Genomic DNA, 24,761 nt, shown 5'->3' with positions numbered 1-24,761 from the left:
GGCTTTTGAGAAGTTAAATTAAATTGTGATTTTTCTTTTTCTAGCAGTGATATCCCAACTATCTATCTTTTTTGAGTGTACAATTACAGAGACTTCATCATATAAATTTATTGTTGGACAAATATGATAAGGAACTCCATAAAGAACATCTCCAACTTTTATGTCATTCCAATTTTGCACGCTAAGCACACCATGTTCTTCACTTTGAGATATCAATTCATAATCAAAGAGGTTTAAAAACTTAACTCTACTATCTATAGGATTTTCTGATGCTATTGCTTTATTCCCAAGATCAATAGTAATGACATTCTTTTTAGGTTTTGAGATAACTCTGGTAATTACTAGAGCTGCGTATTTGTACTCTTGTTCTGTAAGTTTTTGGTCATATCCCCAATCCCAAAGTATGCAGGTTCCTGGGCTACAAATTCTATCTTTTTCAGTTAAATGCGAAGTAAAAGAAGGTGTCCCTCCGCTTATTATCTCTATATTGGGATATTTATGTTTAAGGGTTTCAAAAAAGGTGGTAATATTTTTAAACCCTTCTTCTACCCTATCTTTTCGCTGTTTAAAGTCAGGGGTTCTTAAATGTCCATCGTACACATGAAATCCCAAAAAATTCAATGATAAGCATTTATCTATTTGCTCGATAAGATTTTCAAGACCTATACCTATTTCAATACCAGAACGATCCATACCATTATTAATATCGATATAGATATTAATATTAATTGCTTGCTTTACAGCTTCATGATGTAATTTCTTGGCTGAATCAATATTATCTACTATGGTAGAAAATCGGGTATTCTTAAATGTTTTAATTAACTCTATAAAACGCATTACTTTAGATCCTACTAGTTGATGTGCTATCAAAACATGTGTAGCACCTTCAACTGCTGCAATTTCTGCTTCGGCAATAGTTGCTGTTTTAAAACTTTTAATGCCAAGAGTGATCATTTGGCGAATCACTTTTGGCATTTTATTCGTTTTAATATGAGGCATTAACTTAGACAAATCATTATCCACCATAGTAATCATGGTGTTTAAGTTATGCTTTAAATGGTCTTCATATAATACTATAGAGGGAGAATCAATCTCATCGATATTTAAGATGTTATACCATTTCATATTGTTATGCATTTATATTTACCAAAATTGAAATATAAAAATAGTACAATCCTTTATGATATGATTAAATACCGTTCCAAATATCTAAATACATTTTCCAATCATCACCAATCTTTTTCCAAACAATCACATATTTGCCCTTCCAGGAGATTTCTTTATCATTACTTTTTTTGGTTTTACCTTCATAATATCCATAATCATAGGCTGTATCGTCTACAATGGTAATTTCACTAGGTTCAATCTTATGGTATTTAATTTGCACATCTTTTGGCAATTCCCAATATTTTACAATCGATTCTGTACCTTCAATAATTTTACTTTTGCTAGGAAATATTTTAGCGTCTTTAGTGTACGATTTTCCGATCATATCATAATCTGAAGCCATTACATACTTCGAGAAATTTTGAGCATTCTTTAAAATTATATTGATGTCATTTTTATCTCCGTTGTATATCTGACTAAACCCCAGATTATACATTAACATTATGATAAATAAAGTTTGTATTGATTTCATTACTGTTCGTGATTTAAATTTGATGATATTACTTCTTTGATCTATAAAATATTTTGTTGACTATTTTCCACTCTCCATCGATCTTAAGCAAATTCATAAAATCAATAAAGGCAAAAGTATCATAATCGATTCTTAGTTTTGCCTGAGCCGAAGTACCCTCTACATCTATAGAGACCACTTTTGTTTTTCTATTTTGTTTTGGACCCGGCTTTATTGCCTTTTTAAAAAACTCTAGTGCATTTACCTCTTTATACCCCGCATTAGAAATAAATTTCATGGTGGCATCTTTATGAAAAGCTTTCTTCAATGTTTCAAAATCATTGTTTGTTCCCCCTTCTAAATAATAAGATACTGTTGCTTTTACCTGATCATGCTCAGGAGTTTGAGCATAGGTTGCTATTGTACCTAAAATAAAAAGTAGTACTGTAAAAATTGTTTTTTTCATGTCTTAAGTTTTAATGTATTAATTTTCTTGTTTTTTGAGTGTTTCTACTATTTTTTGAGCCACAACAATAGAAGCCGTTGGATCTTGTCCTGTGATTATTCTACCATCAACCTTATGATATGCATCCCAACCATGCTTAGAATAGATAAAATCACCTCCGTTTTGATTTATAGTTTCTTCTATAGAAAATGGAAACTCTTGATAGTATTTTGCGTCTTTATTCTCAAACATATCCGGAAAACCATTTATCTTTTTTCCTTTATAGACATATTCTCCACTGGGGTCTTTTAGATTTATTATTCCTGCAGTACCATGACAAACTGCTGATATAACACCATTGTTTTCATAAATTTTCATGGTAATATCTTGTATTCTTTTATTTTCAGGAACACCAAACATTGCCGCACCACCACCACTATAATATACGGCTTTATATGATGAAACATTAATCATATCTGGTGTAAGTGTATGTTTAAGAAGATTCATAAACTTAGCATCATAAATATACTTTTTCTGGATACTGTCTGAAGTTTTTAAGTAGCCAATAGGAATAGCCCCTCCGTTTGGGCTCACAAAATCAACTTGAAAACCTGCTTTGATAAGCACATCATAAGCCAATACTATTTCTGCAAAATGATTGGCAGTATTCATCTCTGTACTACCATATGTATGTTGATTTGAAGTTACAAATAAAATTTTAGGTTTCTTTGTTGTATTATTTTGAGACATTGTACATCCTGATAATATCAAGATGATGAATACCACAATACAAATATTTCTCATGTGCTACTAATTTTAAAGCAATTTGAAATATCTAATGAAGTTATAGATTTGATGTTATAAAACCGAAGTTCGGATTTATAATTCAGTACCGAATGTCTATACTAGGGATTAGCGTTATTTTTGAATTTTGTTGGTGTAACACCCGTTATCTTTTTAAAAGTAGTAAAGAATGTAGATTTAGAATTGAATCCACATTCATACCCTATAGCCTCGGTTGTATATTTGTTATTTGGATTTAACAACAATCGTTTAGCTTCTTCGATTCTATATTCATTAATAAATACAGAAAAACTTTTGTTTAAATTATCATTTAAAAATTGAGAAAGATAATGTGGAACAATGTTTAATTGACCTGCCACATCATTTAGTTTTAAGTTTGAGTTTTTAAATAGTTCTTTTTCTACAATAATATCATCTAAACGTTTTTGAAGAGATTCCGCTTCACTATTATGAATTTTTTTATTTGCATATTTTATATGTTCTTCAAAAAACAAGAAATTCTTTTTTCGTCTAAAAACCCAAAATAAAACTAAAAGGTAAAATACAAATGAAAAGGAAAAAGCACCAACGATATATGATGTGTATGATCCTATATTATACCCAATCCAAATAATGGTAACTCCGACAAAAATACTGATCATCCAAATTTCGAGATCTTTTATTTTTACATTCTTAGAGACTAGTTTCTTTAAAACATCTTTTAAGCATATCCCTGTTATTACAATATAGATCAACCATTGTAAATAGATTAACCTTACGATTGTGCCAGACCATAGACGTTTATATGACCAATATGGGTATACTAGTCCTAGTATTGTTACTATTAAAATAGCAGGAATAACATGAAACATCCAGCTACTATTTATTTTATTATGCTGTACTATAGCCGTACTATATAAATATAAAAACGGACCTATCAATACGCATGCTGATAATCCTATTTGTATAAAAACTTCTGATAAATTAGGATTAAAATAAAAAAACACTGATTTAATAATACGTATACTAAGCATAAGTAAAAGAGCAGCAAGGAAATAATTGGATATAAGTTTCTTTTTTGAGAAAAACGCAAAATAAATACTTAAAAAAAATCCATTAAAAGCTCCTAACGCACTAAAAAGAAATAGTAATTGCTGTTCTAAATCCATTTAAATTGAAAAGAAGTAAATATATAAAGTATAAATTTATTATTGATATCTATACCCCTTCAATTTTAGTAAAACTATCTCTATTAGAATTATACTATTCTACACGAGTCAAAATCCAATCAGATAATATAGCAAGAGCTTTAGAAGAGAATGTTTCTTCTATTTCTGAGTATTCATTCATATTACCTGTTTTTGCATTTTGAAACAAATGATTTAAACCTTCTAGTTCAATAATTTTAAAATCTTTATTTTTTCCTTTTATCAACGCTTGTCGCAATCCAGCTTGATTTATTTTAGCCGGAACCTGGGTATCAAGACTCCCATTTAAGGATAAAACGGGTATGTTTAATTTTTCGTATTCTACCGCAGGATTATACTCATAAAAATATCGTACCCATTTTGTAGTACGCATGGCTACAAGACTATTTAATATTCTATCTATCTCTATATCGGGAACACTTAGGTTTTTAAGTATTGGCGCAATGGTTTCTTGATAATGTTTTTTTAATTCTAATTTGATAATAGGTATTTTTTTATCCTGTTTTGCTATTTCTATAGCTCGCCTAATTGCCTGTTCATATATTTTTTCATCAAGTACAGGAAATGGTCGTAACGTTTTTGATTGCATTATAGAAAGTTCTGTTCCCGAAATACCTGTACCGGCTAACGATATGATAAAAGCTACATCTTTTGATTTATTAGCTGCTAAAGGTGCTATAATTGCGCCTTCACTATGACCAATAAGTCCTATTGCATTTTTGTCTATATCATTGCGTGATTTCAGATACTTAACAGCACTCAATACATCTGTTGCAAAGTCATATGTTGTTGCTTCTGAATGTATTCCTTTTGACTCTCCAAATCCACGATCATCATATCGTAATACAGCTATTCCTTTTCTTGTTAAGTAATCGGCAAGAATCAAAAATGGTTTATGCTTTGATATGGTTTCATCTCTATCTTGAGGGCCACTTCCACTTATCAAAATTACAACAGGAAATTTTTTATTTCCAAATGGTTTTGTTAACGTACCTGCTAAACGTATTTGATCTTTATTATTTTCGAAATAAACATTTTCTTCTAAATATGGATAGGGTTTGATAGGTTCTTGTGGTCTATTTAATGTATTATTAGTTTTTATTTTATCTCGCTTTAGATTTAATACAAAAGAATTTAGCCCTTCTGTAATCCTTCCTTTGATTTCACTGTAGTTGGTTTTAAAAACTCCTTTATAGAACATTCCAACATTAGAAAAATCAATAATCAGACTATCTCTTTTATAATTTGTTGATTGTGCTTTTATTCCTTTAATTCTTTGAGTCGGAATGTCTATTATCGTGCTATAACTTTGTCCTTCTTTGGTAATTGTAAAAGTGAAATTTATGGTTTTATTTTCTCCTACATTTATCCCTCCGCTCCAGATTCCTTTGATTTCCTGGGAAAATGAAACTAATGAAAAAAATAAGAAAATGATTGTTATATATCTAGTTTTCATACTTATAATTTTAAAAATAGTGTGTAGTGTATCCTGCCAACTTTTTTGGCTATTTTTTAAACTTTATTTTTTGTAGTGATTAAGTTTCTTTTTCTAACTCAAAGTTTTGGGTTCCTGAAGCTCCTCTAGGATTTTTGTTGCAGAAGCAGTTAGTCGTTTGTATTTACCATATCCCCACTTAGAAAAGAAAATTAAAAATAGAGTCATGATAGGGATATACCAGTACAACACTTCAACATTAGTAACAAAAATATCTTCATCTTTAAAAAGTTTTATAATAACGGGAAGACTTACTATCATTAAGATAAAGTTTAGGTATATCCCTAATCGTTGCGAAAACAAAAACTGTTTTCTATTCTTTGCGTACTCTATAAGAGTTTCTTTATACGTATTAGAGATAATATTTATCCGCTTCATAGTATTAATAGATCTTAAAATATAAATAGGTAAAAATATCAAGTAAGCTATAGTAAAAATACCAGATATTAAAAGGTACCATGTGTCTAGTTTTGAAAGTTGAAATAGGATTAAAATAGCCGCTGCAAAGCATATTAATGCTCCCATACCTTCATATTTTGAAATTATTCCTATTTTATTTTTAAATCGTTCTTGCGTCATTTCCATAATAAGTTTGTTTGTTAATTTTTTTTGATTTTCAATTTGATCACTCATTTGGGACCATATTGCTTGCATTTCTTCCAATTCCATATGCTTATTTTTTAATGATGTATGTCTTTAACTTTTCCTTTATTCTTCCCATCCGGGTACCCACATTACTTACTGTTAGTCCTGTAATCTTTGAAATTTCTTCATACTTTTTTCCTTCTAGAAATAAAATGATGATTCCTTTATCTATATCTCCTAAATTTTTTATTTGAGAATACACTATTTTCAGTCGTTCTTCGAGTACAGGATCATAATTCTCTTCTTTTAGAAATACATTGTCCAGAGATATATTATATCCTCTTCTCTTTTCTTTTTTTGAATATAACAACGCCGTATTTAAAGCAATACTATACATCCATGTACTCACTTTAGCATCTCCTCTAAAAGAATCGAACCCTTTCCATAGTTGATAAACAATCTCCTGATATAGATCTTTTTGATCATTACTAGTATGGGTATATACTTTAGTAATCTTATAAATGATCCCTTCATTCTTTTTTATCAATCTAATAAATGTTTCTTCTTTATTCATTAAAAATCAGTTATACTCTATTAGTGTTTGCTAATATTAAAAAAGCACAAAAAATTTAAATTATTTTTTCAGATCATATAAATTAGACCATTACTAGGGTAAAACAAATACAATTTAAATCGTTTTATGTTCAAGTTAGGTATAACACAAATAAAAACACCTTGCTTATTATAAACAAGGTGCTGACAACGTATCAATAATCCAGTATTACGTTTTACTTATTCATGATTATCTCAAAAAAAGTATTGGGATATTTAATTTATTTATTACTCCTTTTATTGGAGTTTCTACCTTACCTAATTTTAATAAAGTACGATCATTTGTAGAATTTCTTGGTATACAAAATAATTGCGTATTCGTTTTAGAGACATAAGAAGCTATAGCATCTAAAGTATTAGCACCTTCAGAAAAAACATAGGATACAACATTTCTTTTATTAGGCAACAATTCATTTTCTGATTCTTTTTTATTACCTATATTAAAAATACGAGTTGGTTTTGTTCCTTTCTGATTTAAATCATTTATAATTTGAAAACCATGTTTTCTCAAAGTTTTACCGTATATCCCTAATGAAATATCCGAATATGAATGAAATCTATAACTTTCTCCTGCTATAAGAATATTGGATGTACTGTGTTTTAAAACAAATTTGGTAATACCGTTACTTAAAAAGTCAATGAATTTGGATTTTCTTTTACCTAAAAGAATAATATCAGGTTGTACTTTATCAATATGTTCTTTAATAGCTATTTTAATATTACCATATGCCATTTGATATTTAATATGGATATGGTTTTTCTTTTCTGCATTAGTAATAATATTTCGTAATCTTAACATTGTATTATGATAATCTTCATGAATCTCGGTGATTGCAGAATATTGATTTTCGTATCTAACTACATCTGTAGGTGCCTTCACATGAAAAACTTCTACATTACCATTAACCACTTCTGCCAATTGTATTGCATTATCTAATGCTACAAGAGAAGCTTTTGATAAATCCATTAATACTAATAAACGATATTTAAAATATGATTGTTTAGTATGCATAGTTATATTCTTTAGGGTGAACGAGCTATTTAAAATAAACAGCACAACTACTTAACAATGAAAGTTATACAACATAAATATAACACTATTACTATCAATATATAATAGTTTAACTTTTGATTAATATAATTCTAACGTATACAGGACTATACCTACAAAACCGGCACTTAACTATTTGTTATAGTATATAAGTGATATGATCTCTTTTTCAGTACAAACCCCTGTAAATTTGTCTATTATATAAAAATAGTAACCAATTATGAAAACTAAATTCTTTACATTAATTTCATTAATAATACTTTTTTATCAAGGTATTGGGCAAGATCACAATACTATAAACTATTTTAACGCTGTACCCCCTCCAAATGATTCTATTGTAATTTTTGCAAAAGGAATTGTTTCATTAGATGACAGATGGGAAGAAAAAATATGTTTTTCACCTGATGGTAAGGAAGTATTTTTTGGAAGACATCCTGATGGAAATAATAATTATTTTAAACCTCGTACCATGTATTCCAAATTCGAAAATTCTAAATGGTCTACTCCAGATACAGCAGTATTTTCAAGAAAAGTAATAGCAGGTTATCCAATATTTAACCCTGATGGAAATATTCTATACATGGAACAACCTATAAAACCTACAAAAAAAGGAGTCACTGGACAAATCGTTTTTTCTAAAAAGAAAAATAACGAATGGTCAACACTAAAAGTGATATCCCCAAATGTAACCGCTAAAGAGGGGTTTGGACTTGCACAAATAACAAAAGATAGTACGTTTTACTTTCATGACAGATTTGATCGTGTGGCATATTCTGCTAAAATTATTAATGGCAAAATAACTGCTCCTAAACCACTCCCCTATATGCTTAATCCAATTGTAGAGTTTTTTGTTTCACCAGATAACGACTACATCATATTTATGCCACTAAATTGGTCAAATCAATTTCATATAACCTTTAAAGTTAAGCACAAATGGTCTATGCCCATTCCTTTTAGTGCATACTTCAAAAAGGAAAAAGGATGGGATATGCGTGGTTATGGCCCCTATGTGTCACCTGATGGTAACTATTTCTTTTTCGGAAAAAAGGGAGATATTTATTGGGTGAAAGCCGATTTTATAGAAGGGTTAAGAAAGAAAATCTAACACGTTACATTTCTAATAAAAAGACACTTAACCTATAAAAAGTGTTTTTAAATTTTTCTTTCTTTAATATCTATTAAGATAAGTCTTTTTTTAAACTGTTTTACTTCTACATCACTCTTAGATGATTTGTCATCTACTTCGATCGTATCAATCTCATAAGTAATTATAAAGGTCTTTCCAATATATTCTTTTTTATTTAGATCATACTTAGAGACTGCCTTTTTACTAACAAAAGTAATTTCCATCACTTTTTCTGTATCTGTAGTCGTAAAATAATAAGCCTTATCTGATTGACCATTAAATTTAACTTCTACTTCTTTGATTTCATTTGCACTAATAGTACTAAAACTAGAAGTTAATACTATGATTAGGGTTAAGAGAATATTTTTCATAATTTAAAAATTGGTATTTCTAAAAAAACAAATTTAACCATTTTTTAAATAAATTCAGCTTAAGTATTCTAACATAGTTTATTCTTATTTTTTAATAAAGCCAGTATTATTATAACAACGATTAGAATTTTAAAATATGATTTTAACTTTTTCTTCGTATTACTTTAACTATGTTATATGCTTAATTCAATATCTTTATACTTATGAAAGGGTTTTTAGTTCCTAAAAAAACCTTTTTTAATCATTCCTACCCCTTTTTAGTATAACGATCGATACTAAAATTCTCATTTAAATTAAAACATACTAGTATAGGAGAATTACTTGTCCCGAACACTCCTTAAATCAAAGTAGGGCGTCATATAAATACTCTTAAAAATGAAACAAGCACTTAAAAACCTGTTTGCATTAGGTTTATTTTTTGTCATTATCCTAACAGGATGTTCAGAAGATAACTTAATAGAAGATGATAATGTAACACAAAATGAAATCCCTACAGAAAATGATTCGGTATTACAAAGTATTCGTAATTGGGGGTTTTCAGAAAATGTTATCGAAGATCTTGGAGATCGTTATTTAGTCGACGGCGATATTACTTTTTACAAAAACAAAAAATATCGTTCTCCTTCGAATACAAATACAAAACAAAGAGAACATCCCAATTCTGTAACAATAAACGACATCAATGTTTATTTAAATCCAGGTATGAATACTGCTTGGAGAAATGCTTCAATTTCTGCAATTGGTCGCTGGAATGCTATTAACTCAAGCTTAAACTTAACAGTTACTACATCTATTGCCAATGCACATATTCAAATTATGTATGATACGCATGATTCAGGGGTTAATTTAGCTAGTAATGTTTTTGGACGCGGTGAATTTCCTGCAGCTAATGGTCTACCAGGTGTTGGAATTTGGATAAATCCAGATTTTAATTCTAATTTGTTTTGTGGAGGACCTATTACTCAAAACATGAGAATTTCTAATGTTCAACATGAACTGGGACATAATTTAGGTATAACACACACTAATCAGTCTTTTGGAACTCTAATTCCCGGAACTCCAAGCACAGATTCACAATCTGTTATGAATGGTGGACAAGCATGCACCATAGATAATTTTAGTTCTGGAGACATAACTGCTATAGAATACTTATTTCCAATTGTTTGGGTTGGTTTACCAAGAGCATACACTAGATTTCCTGACCCAACTATTTGTACCAATGTTTTTGTACAATCAGATCCATATAGACTTCCGGTATCTCCAGGAGCAGACACTTATGAACTTACGTCTAATTCTCCCAATTTGTTTGTTGACACCGTCGTTTTTCCAGGACATGAAATAACAATGATTGCGAATCAACCAGGTAATTATACGATTACACTTAAGACTACAAACCAGTATGGTAGTAGTTTTGCTACAATTTATGTAACAGCAAATCAGTGTGGTGGCGGAATTGGATTTTAGATTATAATCTTAGTATATACCCTGCAGTCAATTAAAATGATTGTAGGGTATATATATCATTATTTTTCGGTTAAATGCATCACATTATCATCTACATTTTTATCTATTAGTATATGTTTAGGATCTATCCCTGCACTTACGGGTTTTTTATCCACTAAAATTTGTAATACTGTATTTCTATTTGTGATTTTATGTTTTTGTAAGTATGTAATTTCCTTATAGCCATTGTCTTCTGTATAAATACCTATATCTATCCAGTCATTAATACCAATCGGAACTTTTATCCCTAAACTATCAACTTTATATTTTTGTGCTTCGATCGTTATATTTACAGCGTATTTTTTATCCGAAACCTTCTTGAAATTGGCTTTCTTTACTCTGTTACTATATAAAGTAACAGTTTCAAAGAGATCATTTATAACATATTGCATACTATCGGGGGTTACTTCCTTAAAATATTTTAATAATTCTAAAGTAGTAGGATAGTTTTTTGTGTTCTTCTTTTTAATCCCTTCAAAACTATCCCAATCTCTTATAAAACGTTTTAAAGCGATATTAACGCTGTCTTCTGTAATATAATCTTGAAAAGCATACATGTTTAAAGCTCCCTTTCCGTAATGGATATATTCTTGCCCAGACTCTACCAAATATAGTGGCATTTCTTGTCCTTTTTCTGCTGCCCTACCTTTTAGATAACGCTTTCTTTCAGTCTCTATAAATTGCCGTACTTTTTCTTCTGGATATTCTTGTTTTAGTACCATTATTGCCGCGTATTGCGCTAGTGTTTCTGAGAGCATTCCTCTTCCTTGTACATCGGCAGGATTAACTTGATGCCCCCACCATTGGTGAGCCATTTCATGAGCAGTAATATAAAAAGGCATATCTACATCTTCTTCATCGTTAATATCCATTATAAATCCAATACTTTCTGAAAAAGGAACAATATTCGGAAATGATTGTGCCCTTTTCTTGTAACTAGTAGATTCTACTATCCGCATTTGTTTGTATTGATATGGACTAAAATGTTTTGTGAAATAATCGAATGACTTTTTCATGCCATTCATCATTCTATTCAAATTATATTCATGACCTTTATGATAATATATTTCAAGATCTACCGCTTCATCTGTATTTAATGAATTCCATTGATCTTTTTTGACTTGATATTCTGCAGAAAGTATCGAATAAAAATTTGACATGGGTTTATCCATTTTATAGTGGTAATATTTGCGATTACCATCTATCCATTCTTTTTGCAGATATCCCGGCGCAACACCAATTTGATCACTTTCGGTACCAATGATAATTTCAAAATTAATTTCTTCGCCATCACCTCCAGACCTACCTTGAAGCAACGCTCTGGAATCGTTTATTTTTGCTCTTCTAATTTTTGGCTTCAGATTATGTTTTTCTCGCTCCTTATCATCATCTAATTCTATGTTATCATTATACCCTATTGTCGGAAAATAAAAATTATTAAAAAAAGTACCATTATAAACAATGTCCGTATTAGATTTCTCTGTGAAACCTTGGTTAACATAATCTTGTTTAAATTTCATTTTAATAGAATCCCCAGGCTTTAAGGGTTTATGAAGTTCGTAAATATGATAACCATATGTTTCATATTTAGTATTAAGATTATACCCACCTTCAAAATCTACATACGTTAAGTTTATTTGTTCTTGAGGTTTTTTTTGAACATGAATTTCATTGATTAAAAGATCATGTGTATTGACTAATATAAAATACCCTTTGGCCTCGAAACTTCTTTTACTTGGATATAAGTCAATTACTAAATTAATGTCGACAATTTTAGGTTGTTTTAAATAAACATATTTTTTTAAGTTTTTTTCGTACTCAGCTCTGTGAATATTCTCTGTAGCTGTAGTTGAATATATATTTAAAATATTAGTATTGTAGAATATATACACTCCAGAGATGCCAAAAACAAGTACACAAATTATAGTTAATATTTTTAGCCGTTTGCTTAATCTTATTTTAACAACCTTACATCTGGATATTATATTTGTTTCAGCTCCACGTATCGAAATTAGTGCTGCAAAAATAAAGAGTACTAAAGAAAATGAAATCCAATATATTTTAAACCAAATAAAAGGTTCAATAAAATGGCCATAACCATTCATATCTGAATATGCACCTAAATCAGAACCTCCAAAAGAATACAACCCATGATCGTAACCTAAAATATTGAGTAAAATTGTCGAAACGAATATAAATGTCACAACTATTATATGTGCCAAAAACTTATGGTTCAAAAGAGCTTGAATTAAGAAACATATAATACTTAGTAGAAAAAGGAAAGGAAAAACTTCGACAAAAAAACCTATAAAATAAAGGTCAAGTTGATAATTATAATATCCTTTTGCAGTTTGAAAAATAATACCAGAGCTTATAATAATAAATATCAATATAGTCGTAGCCGATAAAAGTGCAATAAGCTTAGCCGATAAATTGACAAAGTCTGATATAGGTAAAGTATCTGATATACCATTTATATTATTATCTCTATCCTTCCAAACTAGTTCTCCTGAATAAAATATAATGATGAGCAAAAAAAACAGTACTGTATTTTCTATCAATTCACCAATCACAATATAGGTAGTAGGATAACTATCAACTCCAAAAGAAGTTCCTAAATCAAAAGAACTTAAGAGAATTATCCCCAAAGCACAAAGCACAATTGTCCAAAAAGGAAGGCCTTTAATAATAGATTTAAAGTTAAATAGGGCTTGTGTTAGTAGTTGTGTAGTTTTAAACTTTATACCTTCTGTTGAATTCATAGTTAAAGAAGGAAGTCTAACATTATTATAGTGATCTACTATCTCCTTAGTAACATCTAAAGTGATCAAAGCTTGTTGTTTTTTAATTTTATCACTTATCACTGTAAATTTAAACTTATAATACCCAATAATTAATGATATAATCCCGATAGTTATCCAAAACAAACGATTATACATTAAAATCCCTTCAAATGGTATTACTAATGAATTACGCTCAGCAACACTCCAAAATTGAGTTGTTATACTAATGTTTTGAAAAGTGAATGGGTCAATAAATGCGGTAAATAGATTATAATCTGAATCTTTAGCCAAATTAATAGTAAGCAGATATATCATTAGAAAAAAGATACCTTGGGTATAGACAACAATTAATTTGCGACTTAAAGCCCCGGTTACAAAAAATATAGCTCCTCCAAAAAAAAGTGTAGGTACTACTAAACAAATAAAAGGTTGAAAGTAATGCCAGAAATTAAAGGGTAAAATAGTATTTTGATCTACCCATGGCATAATATCTCCTAAGATCATACCGCCAAGTAATCCACTAAAAATGAAGAGTAAAATTACTAAAGAGCCTAAAAATCTACCTAACAAATAATCCTTTTTATTAATTGGGTTAATGAAAATTAAAGACGCTATACGATGATCAAAATCTCTTAAAGCCGCTACCCCCATAATCATCGAAGTAATCATCATAAAAAGAGCAGAGATAATACCCATAGTTCTTGCAATTACAATAGGTGCATTTCTCTGAATGGGATCCAAATTACCTTCAAAAAGAAAATCTACAGCAATGATTGCATACAAGAAAACAATACCAAAGTATATATAAGTATCTGGTCGTTTAGCTCTGTATTTAAGTTCAAATTTGAATATTTCGTACCACATAAAACTGATTTGTATTTATTAGAAAAGAAGTATTAAAAAAATAGTTTAGAATGCCATTATAAGATTACTCAGTTTTGGCAAAGATTTGTGAGAAATACACGTCGCTTAATTCTGCTTTTATCGGGACAAAGTCATCCTTGGGATCAGTATCGCTTAAAATATGTATGATAGGTTTTCCAGATAACAATTTTTCTGCAATAACATTATACTCCTCTTTATACTGTTTAATTTGTTGTTTTTCTATTGTTTTAGCATATACTTTATCTTGAATATCAGCAATAGTTTTTGACGGACTGCCCTGTAAGAGAACCTTACCTCTATTAATTATTGCCATGTTAGGGCATAACTCTTTGACATCATCTACAATATGTGTAGATAAAATTACGATAGTGTTTTCACCAAGCTCACTTAATAAGTTATAGAAACGATTTCGCTCTGCCGGATCAAGTCCTGCTGTTGGTTCATCTACAATAATCAGTTTTGGATTAGCTAATAATGCTTGCGCAATACCAAAACGTCGCTTCATACCTCCCGAAAATCCTCCTAAATTCTTGTTTCTATCTGTATAAAGGTTTGTTTTATACAATAGTGCCTCTACGATTTCTTTTCGTTCTTTTCTGTTAGAAATACCTTTAAGTACGGCTAGATGTTCTAATAAACTTTTGGCAGACACCCTTGGATACAAGCCAAATTCTTGTGGTAAGTATCCTAAAATTTTACGAACTTCATTTTTTTGAGTTAGTACATTTAATTCTCCAAGGGTGATTAAACCTTGATCTGGTTCTTGTAATGTAGCGATAGTTCTCATTAATGTAGATTTACCAGCACCATTAGGTCCTAATAATCCAAACATACCTACGGGAATAGTTAAGGATACCTTGTCTAAAGCTTTGACACCATTGGCATATGTCTTTGATAGGTTAGAAATTAGCAGACTGTTCATATTTTGATTGATTTTTGTTTTGATCAAACTTATATCTATAATGAGTACTGTCTAAATAATTGTGATTAACTATTTACTAATTAGGATATAAAACAATCTAATGACGAGTAAGTGATTTCATGCCATTTTTATGAACGTTTATACCTAGATATCGTTTGTTTGTCAACTTGTTTGGAAGTACCATTTTTATCAAGTAATATTGAACTATGGCCTTACTAAAAGAAAATTATAATCGCGTTTTTATTACTGTTTTTCTCTTCTTGTTTTTTCTAATAACAGGAGCATTTGCAATCAAATTAAATATAAAATTTGCAGGAACATTGATGATGATGATGGCTATTAGTTTAATTGGCTATTTATTGATATTTTGGTTTTTAACCTATAAAAATTATATCAAAGACTTTGGAAAACTTACTGGTAAGGAAACTAAATGGCTTTCAATTTTAATGGGCATACTCTATCTAATTGGAATTCTTGAAGCCGACCCTACACATGCTCTTATAAGCATATTATTCACTTTAGCACTATTGTCAATAATTGCATTCCTATTTATGTACCATAGAAGTATCAAAAAAGGAAAAAACATCATACGCTCATGGAGTATTTCTAAATTTTCTTTCTGGTCTTTAATAATCCACATAAGCACAGTTTTAGTATTTATTATCTCATATACATTTGAGACAAAGGCCACTTCTGAAGGTAATTTAGTACTCCTGGAAAATGATGAGTTGGTAATGGACCTACTATTTCCTATGATATTCTTTATGATTATTGTGTTTTTTATAAGTTGGTTAATTAGACAAATTAAATCGATAATCGACTTAAAAAATGAAAAGAAAAAAACCGAGTTGTTACATTTAAAAAGTCAAGTAAATCCTCATTTCTTTTTTAATACCTTGAATAATTTATATGGATTGGTTGAAGAAGACAAACAAAAAGCTCAAAAACTGATTCTAAAATTGTCTGACATGATGCGTTATAGTATTTATGAAGGACAACGTGATTTTGTTACACTAGAACAAGAAATAGAGTACCTAAAGAACTATATAGAATTGCATAAAATGCGCTATCATAAACAGACAAAAGTAAATTTTGATTATAATGTAAAAGATAAAACATCTGTTATTATGCCTTTATTATTTATAATACTTTTAGAAAATGCATTTAAACATGGTATTGAAAATCTAAGAAAAGAAGCTTATATCAATATTCAAATCAGTAGCACTTCAAATCAGATAGATTTTAGTATAGAAAATAACTTTGATCCCGCAGAAGTTACTTCTGAAAAAGGAATTGGATTACAAAACTTAAAACGAAGACTTGAACTCGTATATCCCCATAAACATTCCTTATCTTTTACTGTGATTGAAAATTTATACAAAGCACAATTAACATTACAATTAAAATGATCAGATACATAATTATAGATGATGAACACATAGCACATGGTATTATTAAACGTTATTGCGATCTTTTGCCTAACATGAAATTAATGAAGAATTGCTATGATGCTCTTGAAGCTTTTGAATATTTAAGTAAAAATGAGGTAGAATTAATTTTTTTAGATCTTAATATGCCAAAACTAAAAGGTTTCGATTTTCTAAGAACGCTTCCCCACCCTCCAAAAGTTATTGTGACCACAGCATATAGTGAATTTGCTTTAGAAGGATACGAACTTAATATTATAGACTATTTACTTAAGCCCTTTAGTTTTGAACGCTTCTTAAAAGCCATGAATAAGACCATAGGTACTTCTCCAAAAGAAAAAAACTTTGTCACTGCCACAAATACTACAAACTCTACGAGTAAAAGTGTTTTTCTTCGACAGAATAAAAAATACATTCAGATTAGTGTAGATGATATTCAATATATTGAGGCAGCAGGTAATTATGCCAAAGTTATCACAATAGCCGAAACAATAACCATACGTGAAAAAATTTCAGAAATTTTGGTTTTGCTATCAGATGATGATTTTTTACAAGTGCATAAATCCTTTGCTGTTGCTAGAAAACATATTAAAAGTATAGAAGGAAATCGGATTTCTATTGGTGATGCTATTGTGCCTATCGGTAAAATGTATAAAATAAAGGTTATGGAATTACTTAAATAATAATTACGTTATAAGCACATTTTAAATACGGTATTAATTTTTGCAATCGATTAACACAAAGCCATATATTTTCTTGTACTTTTACGACCATACACATTTATTATTTACACATTTTTTATTATGAGAAAATTACTTTCAGGTATTGTAATAGCACTATTTATTGTGGCTTGTGGTACTGCAAAGAAAACAACAAGTCAGGCATCTAAAGAAACGCCAAAAAAAGCAAATGATCCTAAAATTTATGCTAATACAATAACTGCAGAAGATTTAAAAACTGCATTATATACTTATGCTTCTGATGAATTTCAAGGAAGAGAAACAGGAAAACCTGGACAAAAATTAGCAATTAATTTCTTAAAAGATCATTACATTAAATACGGAATCCCGGCAGCAAAAGCAGATGGAAATTACTTTCAAGAAGTTCCTCTTGATATCATAAACACTCCAGATGTAACTTTGACTGTAAATGGTAAAGATTTTAAATATGTTGAAGATTTAGTTTCTGTGGCAACAGCTGGAACGGGGAAGATTACTACAAAAGAAATTGTTTATGCAGGTTTTGGTATCGATGACCCAAAGTATTCTAATTATACTGATATCGATGTAAAAGATAAGGTAGTACTTATAAAATCAGGAGAACCAAAAAACGAGGATGGTACATATACAATTTCTGGTTCTACAGAGGCCTCTAAATGGTCTAATATGAGACAACAGTTTGCAAACAAAAGAGATATTGCAAAAGTTAAAGGAGCTAAAGCCGTTTTATTTTATTACCCAGAAGTATATGATATGGTTGCCAGTCGTTTTGGAAATGCTTCTGGAATCATGTCCCTACCAGGTAAAGTAGAAACTTCATATTTTTTTGTTGTAGGTACTAATCTTGCCAAAAGTTTAGTCAATGATATTGATACAAATGGTAAGAGTAGTATCGTTGCAACCGATATGAGTCTTAACTATAAAAATAATTCTGATAAAATTTCTTCAGAAAATGTAGCTGCATTTATTAAAGGATCAGAAAAGCCTGATGAAATTATTGTTATATCTGCGCACCTAGATCATGAAGGTGTTAAAGATGGAGAAGTATACAATGGTGCCGATGATGATGGTTCTGGTACGGTTGCAGTGGTAGAAATTGCAGAAGCTTTTGCTAAAGCGGTTAAGGATGGTAATGGTCCTAAACGTTCTATCTTATTTTTAAATGTAACAGGAGAAGAAAAAGGATTATTAGGATCACGTCACTATACAGATATTGATCCAATATTTCCTTTAGAAAACACTGTAGCTGATCTAAATATTGATATGATTGGTAGAGTTGATCCAGAACGTAAAAGCGAAAATAGAAACTACGTATATTTAATTGGAAGTGATAAGCTTAGTACAGAACTGCATACAATTTCTGAAGAAATGAATGCGAAATACATGAATATCGAATTGGATTACACTTATAATGATGAAAATGATCCTAACCGTTTTTACTATCGTTCTGATCATTATAATTTTGCCAAAAATAATATTCCAATTATATTTTATTTTAATGGAACACATGCTGACTATCATAAACCAACCGATACTCCAGATAAAATCCAGTATGATTTATTAGAAAACCGAACAAGATTGGTATTTTATACTGCCTGGGAAATAGCAAATCGTGAAAAACGTATTGTTGCAGATAAAGCTGAAGTCAAATAGCAAACAAATTTTATATTTATATACAAAAGAGTTGTGATACTAAAGCAACTCTTTTTGTTGTTATTTATATTGTATTTGTTCCCCCACTCCATAACTTATTTCCCAAAATTTTTGGAAATACCGTTTTCTTATAATTACGACTTACCGGTATTTTAAAAGTTTTAATTTGTATTTCATGGTTTTCTATAGTATCTATTTTTGAAAGAGCAACTATGTAGGATTTATGAACTCTAATAAAATCTGTCGAATTTAATTTTTCTTCGACATTCTTAAGAAACAAAAGGCTTACATATTTCCTTCTATTTGTTTGAATAATAACATAATTCTGCATTGCTTTTACAAACAAAATATCATTTAAATATATTTTTTCATATTTGCCATCACATTTTATAAAAAAACAATCCTCTTCTTCTTTTATTAATTTTTGAGTATTACTATTCTCTGTAAGTTGATGTTGTTTTTTAGCCTTAGTCACTGCAGTAAAAAACCGATTAAAAGTAATTGGCTTTAATAAATAATCTAAAACATCAAGATCAAATCCATCTAACGCATAATTTGGGTATGCTGTAGTTAGAATTGTCATAGGTGTTTTTGATGTCATTTTTAAGAATTCTAGCCCATTCATAATAGGCATTTGTATATCTAAAAAAAGTAAATCGACATCTTCTTGATCTAATACCGTATTAATTTCTAGTGCATTTGTGCAACTTCCTACGCAAGTAAGAAAATCAACTTGATTGATATAATTTATGATACACTCTCTTCCCAAGGGTTCGTCATCTACTACAAGACATTTAATCATGCTGTAATTCTTTTTAGTTGTACATCAGGCTTTACTTGTAAATTTAGTTTTAATTGAACAGCGTAGGCATCTTCATCTTTAGAAATTAATAATGTAAAATTATCCGGATATAAAATATCTAAACGGCGTTGTACATTTTTTAATCCTAAACCACCATACATTTTTTCATTTAATTGATAATCCCGAACATCATAATTTGCGCTGTTAGTGAGATTAAAAATCAATTCGTTACCTAATACGTTAATAGTTAATCTAATCCATTTTTTTAGTTTTTTGTCTTCAGAAAGGTGTTTAAAAGCATTTTCAATAAATGGTATTAAGATGAAAGGCGCGATTACTAAATCTTTATCAAGTGTTTGAGGAAATACCGTTTCCAGATTAAAATTTTCATTTTGCCGTAAACTTTCAAGCTCCATAAAACTTGCTATATAAGAAAGTTCTTTTTCTAAAGGAATAGTACTTGTATTACATTCATATAGCTGATACCGTAGTAAACCAGAAAATTTAACTAATGATTCTGATGCCATTTCTGTGTTTTTATCTATCAATACAAAAATTGAATTAATAGTATTAAACAAAAAATGAGGGTTAAATTGTGATTTTAAAAACTTAAGTTCTGTTTCTAATTTCTCTTTTTCTAATATCTGTTGGCGTTTTTGAGATTCTTGCCAGTTTTTGGCAAGTTTAATACTCATTCCTAGTGTCATAGCAGCCACAGAAGAAGGAAACGCATTTTGTTTAAAAATTGTAACAAATGAAGCTGGATGTATATTAAAAAGTTCATATGTTGATTTTCCTGCAATCCATCCACTTATATAATAGTTCGTACTTATACAAATTGATGTAACAATTATTGTTAAGGTTAATAACCCCACAAATATCAAATATTGGCGTTTTTCTAGATAACGTGGTATCAGAACATACAAACAAAAATAAACTGCAAAAGCCTGAAATATCACGTATCCAAGATATTTCACAATACTATAAGGTTGTTCAAACGTTTCTAAAACTCCCCAAATACTTCCGGTATAAATAGACCACCAAGCAAAATGATATATAGCCCAAAAAGCAATATGATGACCTTTATATTTAGTTATAGTTTCGATTAGGGTTTTTCCTATAAAATCAGACATAGCTCTTTATTGTTATCTACAAAGTACAAATCTTACTACATTCTCTTATAGTTTTTGTGATTAAACTTGATAAGTGGTTGTATTTTATTGACAAAAGGTTAGAATAGCCAAATATCCTATTTTTATTACTGAAATTATTAACTCTAGACCTAATAATGTTTACTAAAAACCCGTTATCAATAATACGATACATCTAAGCATATTGATTTTTTGATGCATATTTTTTTAAAGTAATTGCCTACAAAACAATTCATATGTGCAAAATTTTCTTTACGCTAATTATTTTATTATTTACTTTTTCAAGTCATGGTCAAGTATCAGGCCGTATTCTCAATCAGTCAGAAATGCCAATTCCTTTTGCAAATACTATGTTATTTGCTTCTAACTCCAACACCTTATATAAAGGTACTATTACAAATGATGATGGTAAATTTAAAATTGACGACATTAAACCAGGAACTTACGTACTACAAGTAAGTCTACTCTCTTATCAAACATGGGTATCCAAACCATTCACAGTATCGGATATAGAAAGCATAAAACAATTTCCCACAATAACACTTTTAGAAGAAGCTACTAGTTTAAGTGAAGTGTCTATCGTTGCTAAAAAAAAATTAATTGAACAAACTAAAGAAGGAAATATAATTAACGTACAACAGAGTGTACTAACCAAAGGAAGTAACGCATTACAAGTACTAGAGCGATCTCCGGGAGTGATATTAGATCAAAGAAATAACAATTTTTCTTTGAACGGAAAATCAGGTACGACTATAATGATTAATGGAAAACCAATGCGAATGCCTACTGCAGATCTTATTACTATGCTTAGCGGTATGAATGCCGATAACATAAAATCAATTGAATTGCTCACAAATCCATCTGCTCGGTATGATGTAGATGGTACAGCAGGAATAATAAATATTGTTCTTATAAAAAATGAAACACTAGGCACCCGAGGCACTTTTAATACAACTAGCGGTTATGGCATAGGTCCTAAGCAAACTACTAGTTTTTCTTTACATCATGGTCACAAAAAGTTTAATACATATGCAACGTATTCTTTTTCTTATGATGATACTTTTAGTCAATGGTCCGGTATTGGTTCTACAGAAAATCCCACTTTTGGAGGAACTACTTTTATTTCTTTCTCTAGTAAAACCGAACAATTAAATCGTAGTCATAATGCCACAGCTGGTATTGAATATATTGTTAATGAAAATACATACTTTGGAGCAAACATCTTAGTAAACCATGCAAACCCAACAATAATTACAAATAATCAGGGGTTTTACGATTTTGAAACAGATCCGTATTTAGAAGCTCAAATTTTGTTGCGTGGACAAGGTAAATGGAATAATTTTACAAATTCAGTATTTTTTGAGACTAAGAAAAAAACATCAACCATAGGGCTATCTGCAGATTATATAAGCTATAATAACAAAACACCAAATCTGGTAAAAAGTACATACTTAGATGAAAACGGAGAAGAATTTATCCCTGACAATGATATCTATAATACTGAAAATCGTGGTATCAATGAAACCGATATTAAAATTGGAGTTTTAAAAGCTGATTTTAAAAAGACAATCAATAATAATTTTGATTTAGAAATGGGTATAAAAGGATCCTTATCAAAAACTAAAAATCAAGCCAGAATTGAAATTTTAGAAAATAATGAGTTTATTATCGATGATAGATTTATTAGCAATCGTCAAATTGATGAAACAATAGCTGCAACGTATGGTATTTTAAATCACAAAATCAATACAACAATAACTGCACAATTTGGTATGCGTTATGAATATTGGAAACGTTCTTTTGATGACACTTCTCTGGATCGCAATTTCGGAAAACTATTTCCTTCAGTTTTCCTGACAAAAACCATATCTGATACTCAAAATATTAATTTGGTTTATACAAAACGCATTACACGTCCAAATTATTCTGATTTAGCATCGTATCTAAGTTACAACTCTCCTACTTCGGTTTTTAGTGGGAATCCTCAATTACTTCCTGCAATATCAAACACGGTAAGCTTAAGTTACACATATAAGTCTACTAATTATTCTATTGCATTTACAAATGAAGATAACCCTATTGCTCGTTTTCAAGTAGAAGAAGATCCTATTAGCGATTTAGCAGTTATCGCACCTCAAAATCTGCAATATCAAAATAGTCTTGATTTTCAAATAAATAAACCATTTAAATTTAATAATTGGTTTAATCTAAATTTAAACGGTACAATAGGTCTACGAGAATTTAAAATTTTGCATACTCCTCAACCTTTTACACATGATTACATTCATTTTAATCTAAACGGAAATCAAACTATCAATTTCCCTAAACAACTTTCTTTTGAACTATCAGGGTGGTATACATCAAATCACTTTAACGGAAGCTCTAAAGTTTTTGGCTTTGGTTCATTAAATATGGGGGTAAAAAAAGAATTTAAAAATGGTAGCACTCTGCAGTTCTCAATTACAGATGTTTTAGAAAGTATTACGATTAAATCAAAAATAGGTACTTTAACAACCGAAGCATATAATAATATATTCGATGTTGAGTATTCACCAGAATCAACAAATTCAAGAATTTTTAGACTGAGCTATTCTTATACTTTTGGTAATAAAAAAGTGAGGTCCACTAAACAAAATACGAATGCCAACGAAGAAAAATCACGAATACAAGAATAATCTATAAAGTTATAAAGTAAAACATTGATACTTCAGATTCAATTATAATCACATCTATAACTAGTATCTTTGACTTAAATTTCTAGCTGTGCATCCAAAAAACATCCACAATACACCTTATGACTTTTTAGCATTAATTAAATCTTTGGCTACCTTAGAAAAATTTGTTTTCACTAATAAATTCGGAAACTTGACTTTAGATTTTTCTAATCCCGAAGCTGTTCTTGAGCTCAACAAAGCTATTTTAAAGTATTATTATGCAGTTCATAATTGGGATATACCAAAAGGGTATTTATGCCCTCCTATCCCAGGAAGGATAGATTATATTCATCATATTAATGATCTTTTAGAAACTAATGCGTCCAAAAGTATTAAAGGTTTAGATATTGGCACAGGAGCTAATTGTATTTATCCTATTCTAGCTGCAAAGGTATATAATTGGACTATGGTAGGATCAGACATTAACAAAACTGCTATTGCGGCTGCCAGACAAAATATAGAAACCGATTCTGAATTATCAAAAAAAATCGAAATAAGGTTTCAAGAAAGTAATGCCAATATATTTGATGGTATTATAAAACCTGATGAATATTTTGATTTTACGATTTGTAATCCTCCTTTTCATAAATCAAAAGAAGAGGCACAAAAAGGAACCCTTAAAAAATTACAAAATTTAAAAGGGACCAGTGATTTACAACTTAATTTCGGAGGCCAATCCAACGAACTTTGGTGCAATGGTGGTGAAGCACTCTTTATAAAACGTATGATAAAACAAAGTATAAGCTTTGCAAATCAAGTAGGAGTTTTTACTTGTCTTGTTTCAAAAAAAGAAAATCTACCCAAGATCGAAAAACAATTAAATAAAATAAAGGCAGATCATACAATCATTGAAATGTCACAAGGAAATAAAAAAAGTAGATGCATTACCTGGAAGTTTAAAACCTAGA

21 protein-coding genes are annotated in these 24,761 nt (G+C 29.7%); 7 read left to right on the top strand and 14 right to left on the bottom strand.

Features of this window, described 5'->3' with window-relative positions; translation table 11 throughout:
* Window positions 1-18: 18 nt before the first annotated feature.
* The 9 genes from AWE51_RS04395 to AWE51_RS04355 form a co-directional block, all read right to left on the bottom strand.
* A complete protein-coding gene (locus tag AWE51_RS04395; RefSeq protein WP_232517337.1) occupies window positions 19-1,125 on the bottom strand; it encodes an alanine racemase in 1,107 nt (368 codons plus the stop codon).
* Between the two features lie 64 nt (window positions 1,126-1,189).
* Complete coding sequence (locus AWE51_RS04390; protein WP_066309992.1) at window positions 1,190-1,639, bottom strand: YybH family protein; 450 nt, start codon at window positions 1,637-1,639, stop codon at window positions 1,190-1,192.
* 28 nt (window positions 1,640-1,667) lie between these two features.
* Entirely contained in the window at window positions 1,668-2,084 is a 417-nt protein-coding gene (locus AWE51_RS04385; protein ID WP_066309987.1) for a nuclear transport factor 2 family protein, read from the bottom strand.
* Window positions 2,085-2,102: 18 nt separating this feature from the next.
* Entirely contained in the window at window positions 2,103-2,867 is a 765-nt protein-coding gene (locus AWE51_RS04380; protein WP_082832308.1) for a type 1 glutamine amidotransferase domain-containing protein, read from the bottom strand.
* A 101-nt stretch (window positions 2,868-2,968) separates the two neighbouring features.
* Window positions 2,969-4,015 (bottom strand): helix-turn-helix domain-containing protein, encoded by a 1,047-nt coding sequence (locus tag AWE51_RS04375; protein ID WP_066309981.1) that lies wholly within the window; start codon window positions 4,013-4,015, stop codon window positions 2,969-2,971.
* 94 nt (window positions 4,016-4,109) lie between these two features.
* Complete coding sequence (locus AWE51_RS04370; RefSeq protein WP_066309978.1) at window positions 4,110-5,510, bottom strand: alpha/beta hydrolase family protein; 1,401 nt, start codon at window positions 5,508-5,510, stop codon at window positions 4,110-4,112.
* A gap of 93 nt (window positions 5,511-5,603) precedes the next feature.
* Window positions 5,604-6,218, bottom strand: a complete 615-nt coding sequence (locus tag AWE51_RS04365) for a hypothetical protein (protein WP_066309977.1) — start codon at window positions 6,216-6,218, stop codon at window positions 5,604-5,606.
* A 4-nt stretch (window positions 6,219-6,222) separates the two neighbouring features.
* Complete coding sequence (locus tag AWE51_RS04360; protein ID WP_066309976.1) at window positions 6,223-6,708, bottom strand: RNA polymerase sigma factor; 486 nt, start codon at window positions 6,706-6,708, stop codon at window positions 6,223-6,225.
* A 228-nt stretch (window positions 6,709-6,936) separates the two neighbouring features.
* Window positions 6,937-7,758 carry a universal stress protein gene (locus AWE51_RS04355; protein WP_082832307.1) on the bottom strand — a complete coding sequence of 274 codons (822 nt, stop codon included), beginning with the start codon at window positions 7,756-7,758 and terminating at the stop codon, window positions 6,937-6,939.
* 259 nt (window positions 7,759-8,017) lie between these two features.
* Between AWE51_RS04355 and AWE51_RS04350 the strand changes: the two genes are divergently transcribed.
* Window positions 8,018-8,902: a hypothetical protein gene (locus AWE51_RS04350; RefSeq protein ID WP_066309972.1), complete on the top strand. Its 885-nt coding sequence runs from the start codon at window positions 8,018-8,020 to the stop codon at window positions 8,900-8,902.
* A 47-nt stretch (window positions 8,903-8,949) separates the two neighbouring features.
* Here AWE51_RS04350 and AWE51_RS04345 read toward each other — a convergent pair whose 3' ends face one another.
* Entirely contained in the window at window positions 8,950-9,294 is a 345-nt protein-coding gene (locus AWE51_RS04345) for a hypothetical protein (protein WP_066309970.1), read from the bottom strand.
* A gap of 375 nt (window positions 9,295-9,669) precedes the next feature.
* On the opposite strand from AWE51_RS04345, the gene AWE51_RS04340 reads away from it, so the two are divergent.
* Window positions 9,670-10,758 (top strand): zinc-dependent metalloprotease family protein, encoded by a 1,089-nt coding sequence (locus AWE51_RS04340; RefSeq protein WP_066309968.1) that lies wholly within the window; start codon window positions 9,670-9,672, stop codon window positions 10,756-10,758.
* 59 nt (window positions 10,759-10,817) lie between these two features.
* Here the strand turns inward: AWE51_RS04340 and AWE51_RS04335 are convergent, their stop codons facing one another.
* Both AWE51_RS04335 and AWE51_RS04330 read right to left on the bottom strand, forming a co-directional pair.
* Window positions 10,818-14,444: an ABC transporter permease/M1 family aminopeptidase gene (locus AWE51_RS04335; RefSeq protein WP_066309966.1), complete on the bottom strand. Its 3,627-nt coding sequence runs from the start codon at window positions 14,442-14,444 to the stop codon at window positions 10,818-10,820.
* A 64-nt stretch (window positions 14,445-14,508) separates the two neighbouring features.
* Window positions 14,509-15,387 (bottom strand): ABC transporter ATP-binding protein, encoded by an 879-nt coding sequence (locus AWE51_RS04330; protein ID WP_066309962.1) that lies wholly within the window; start codon window positions 15,385-15,387, stop codon window positions 14,509-14,511.
* 206 nt (window positions 15,388-15,593) lie between these two features.
* On the opposite strand from AWE51_RS04330, the gene AWE51_RS04325 reads away from it, so the two are divergent.
* The 3 genes from AWE51_RS04325 to AWE51_RS04315 all read left to right on the top strand — a co-directional run bounded on the left by AWE51_RS04325 (window position 15,594) and on the right by AWE51_RS04315 (window position 19,186).
* Window positions 15,594-16,796 carry a sensor histidine kinase gene (locus tag AWE51_RS04325; protein ID WP_232517336.1) on the top strand — a complete coding sequence of 401 codons (1,203 nt, stop codon included), beginning with the start codon at window positions 15,594-15,596 and terminating at the stop codon, window positions 16,794-16,796.
* Window positions 16,793-17,497 (top strand): LytR/AlgR family response regulator transcription factor, encoded by a 705-nt coding sequence (locus tag AWE51_RS04320; protein ID WP_066309960.1) that lies wholly within the window; start codon window positions 16,793-16,795, stop codon window positions 17,495-17,497. Before AWE51_RS04325 ends, AWE51_RS04320 begins: the two co-directional genes overlap by 4 nt.
* 120 nt (window positions 17,498-17,617) lie before the next feature.
* Window positions 17,618-19,186, top strand: a complete 1,569-nt coding sequence (locus tag AWE51_RS04315; protein ID WP_066309952.1) for a M28 family peptidase — start codon at window positions 17,618-17,620, stop codon at window positions 19,184-19,186.
* A gap of 64 nt (window positions 19,187-19,250) precedes the next feature.
* On the opposite strand, the gene AWE51_RS04310 is transcribed toward AWE51_RS04315, so the two are convergent.
* Window positions 19,251-19,988, bottom strand: a complete 738-nt coding sequence (locus AWE51_RS04310) for a LytR/AlgR family response regulator transcription factor (RefSeq protein ID WP_066309950.1) — start codon at window positions 19,986-19,988, stop codon at window positions 19,251-19,253.
* Window positions 19,985-21,121, bottom strand: coding sequence for a sensor histidine kinase (locus AWE51_RS04305; RefSeq protein ID WP_066309946.1), 1,137 nt, complete (start codon window positions 21,119-21,121; stop codon window positions 19,985-19,987). The genes AWE51_RS04310 and AWE51_RS04305 overlap by 4 nt, the downstream gene beginning before the upstream one ends.
* A gap of 254 nt (window positions 21,122-21,375) precedes the next feature.
* On the opposite strand from AWE51_RS04305, the gene AWE51_RS04300 reads away from it, so the two are divergent.
* Window positions 21,376-23,814, top strand: coding sequence for an outer membrane beta-barrel family protein (locus AWE51_RS04300; protein WP_066309944.1), 2,439 nt, complete (start codon window positions 21,376-21,378; stop codon window positions 23,812-23,814).
* A gap of 88 nt (window positions 23,815-23,902) precedes the next feature.
* A complete protein-coding gene (rlmF, locus tag AWE51_RS04295) occupies window positions 23,903-24,760 on the top strand; it encodes a 23S rRNA (adenine(1618)-N(6))-methyltransferase RlmF (RefSeq protein ID WP_066309942.1) in 858 nt (285 codons plus the stop codon).
* Window position 24,761: the final 1 nt, after the last annotated feature.

The sequence above is a fragment of the Aquimarina aggregata genome, from assembly GCF_001632745.1.
In the GTDB taxonomy this organism is placed as follows: domain Bacteria; phylum Bacteroidota; class Bacteroidia; order Flavobacteriales; family Flavobacteriaceae; genus Aquimarina; species Aquimarina aggregata.
Note: the sequence above shows the minus strand (reverse complement) of the source record. Positions and strands in the feature narration are given on the sequence as shown.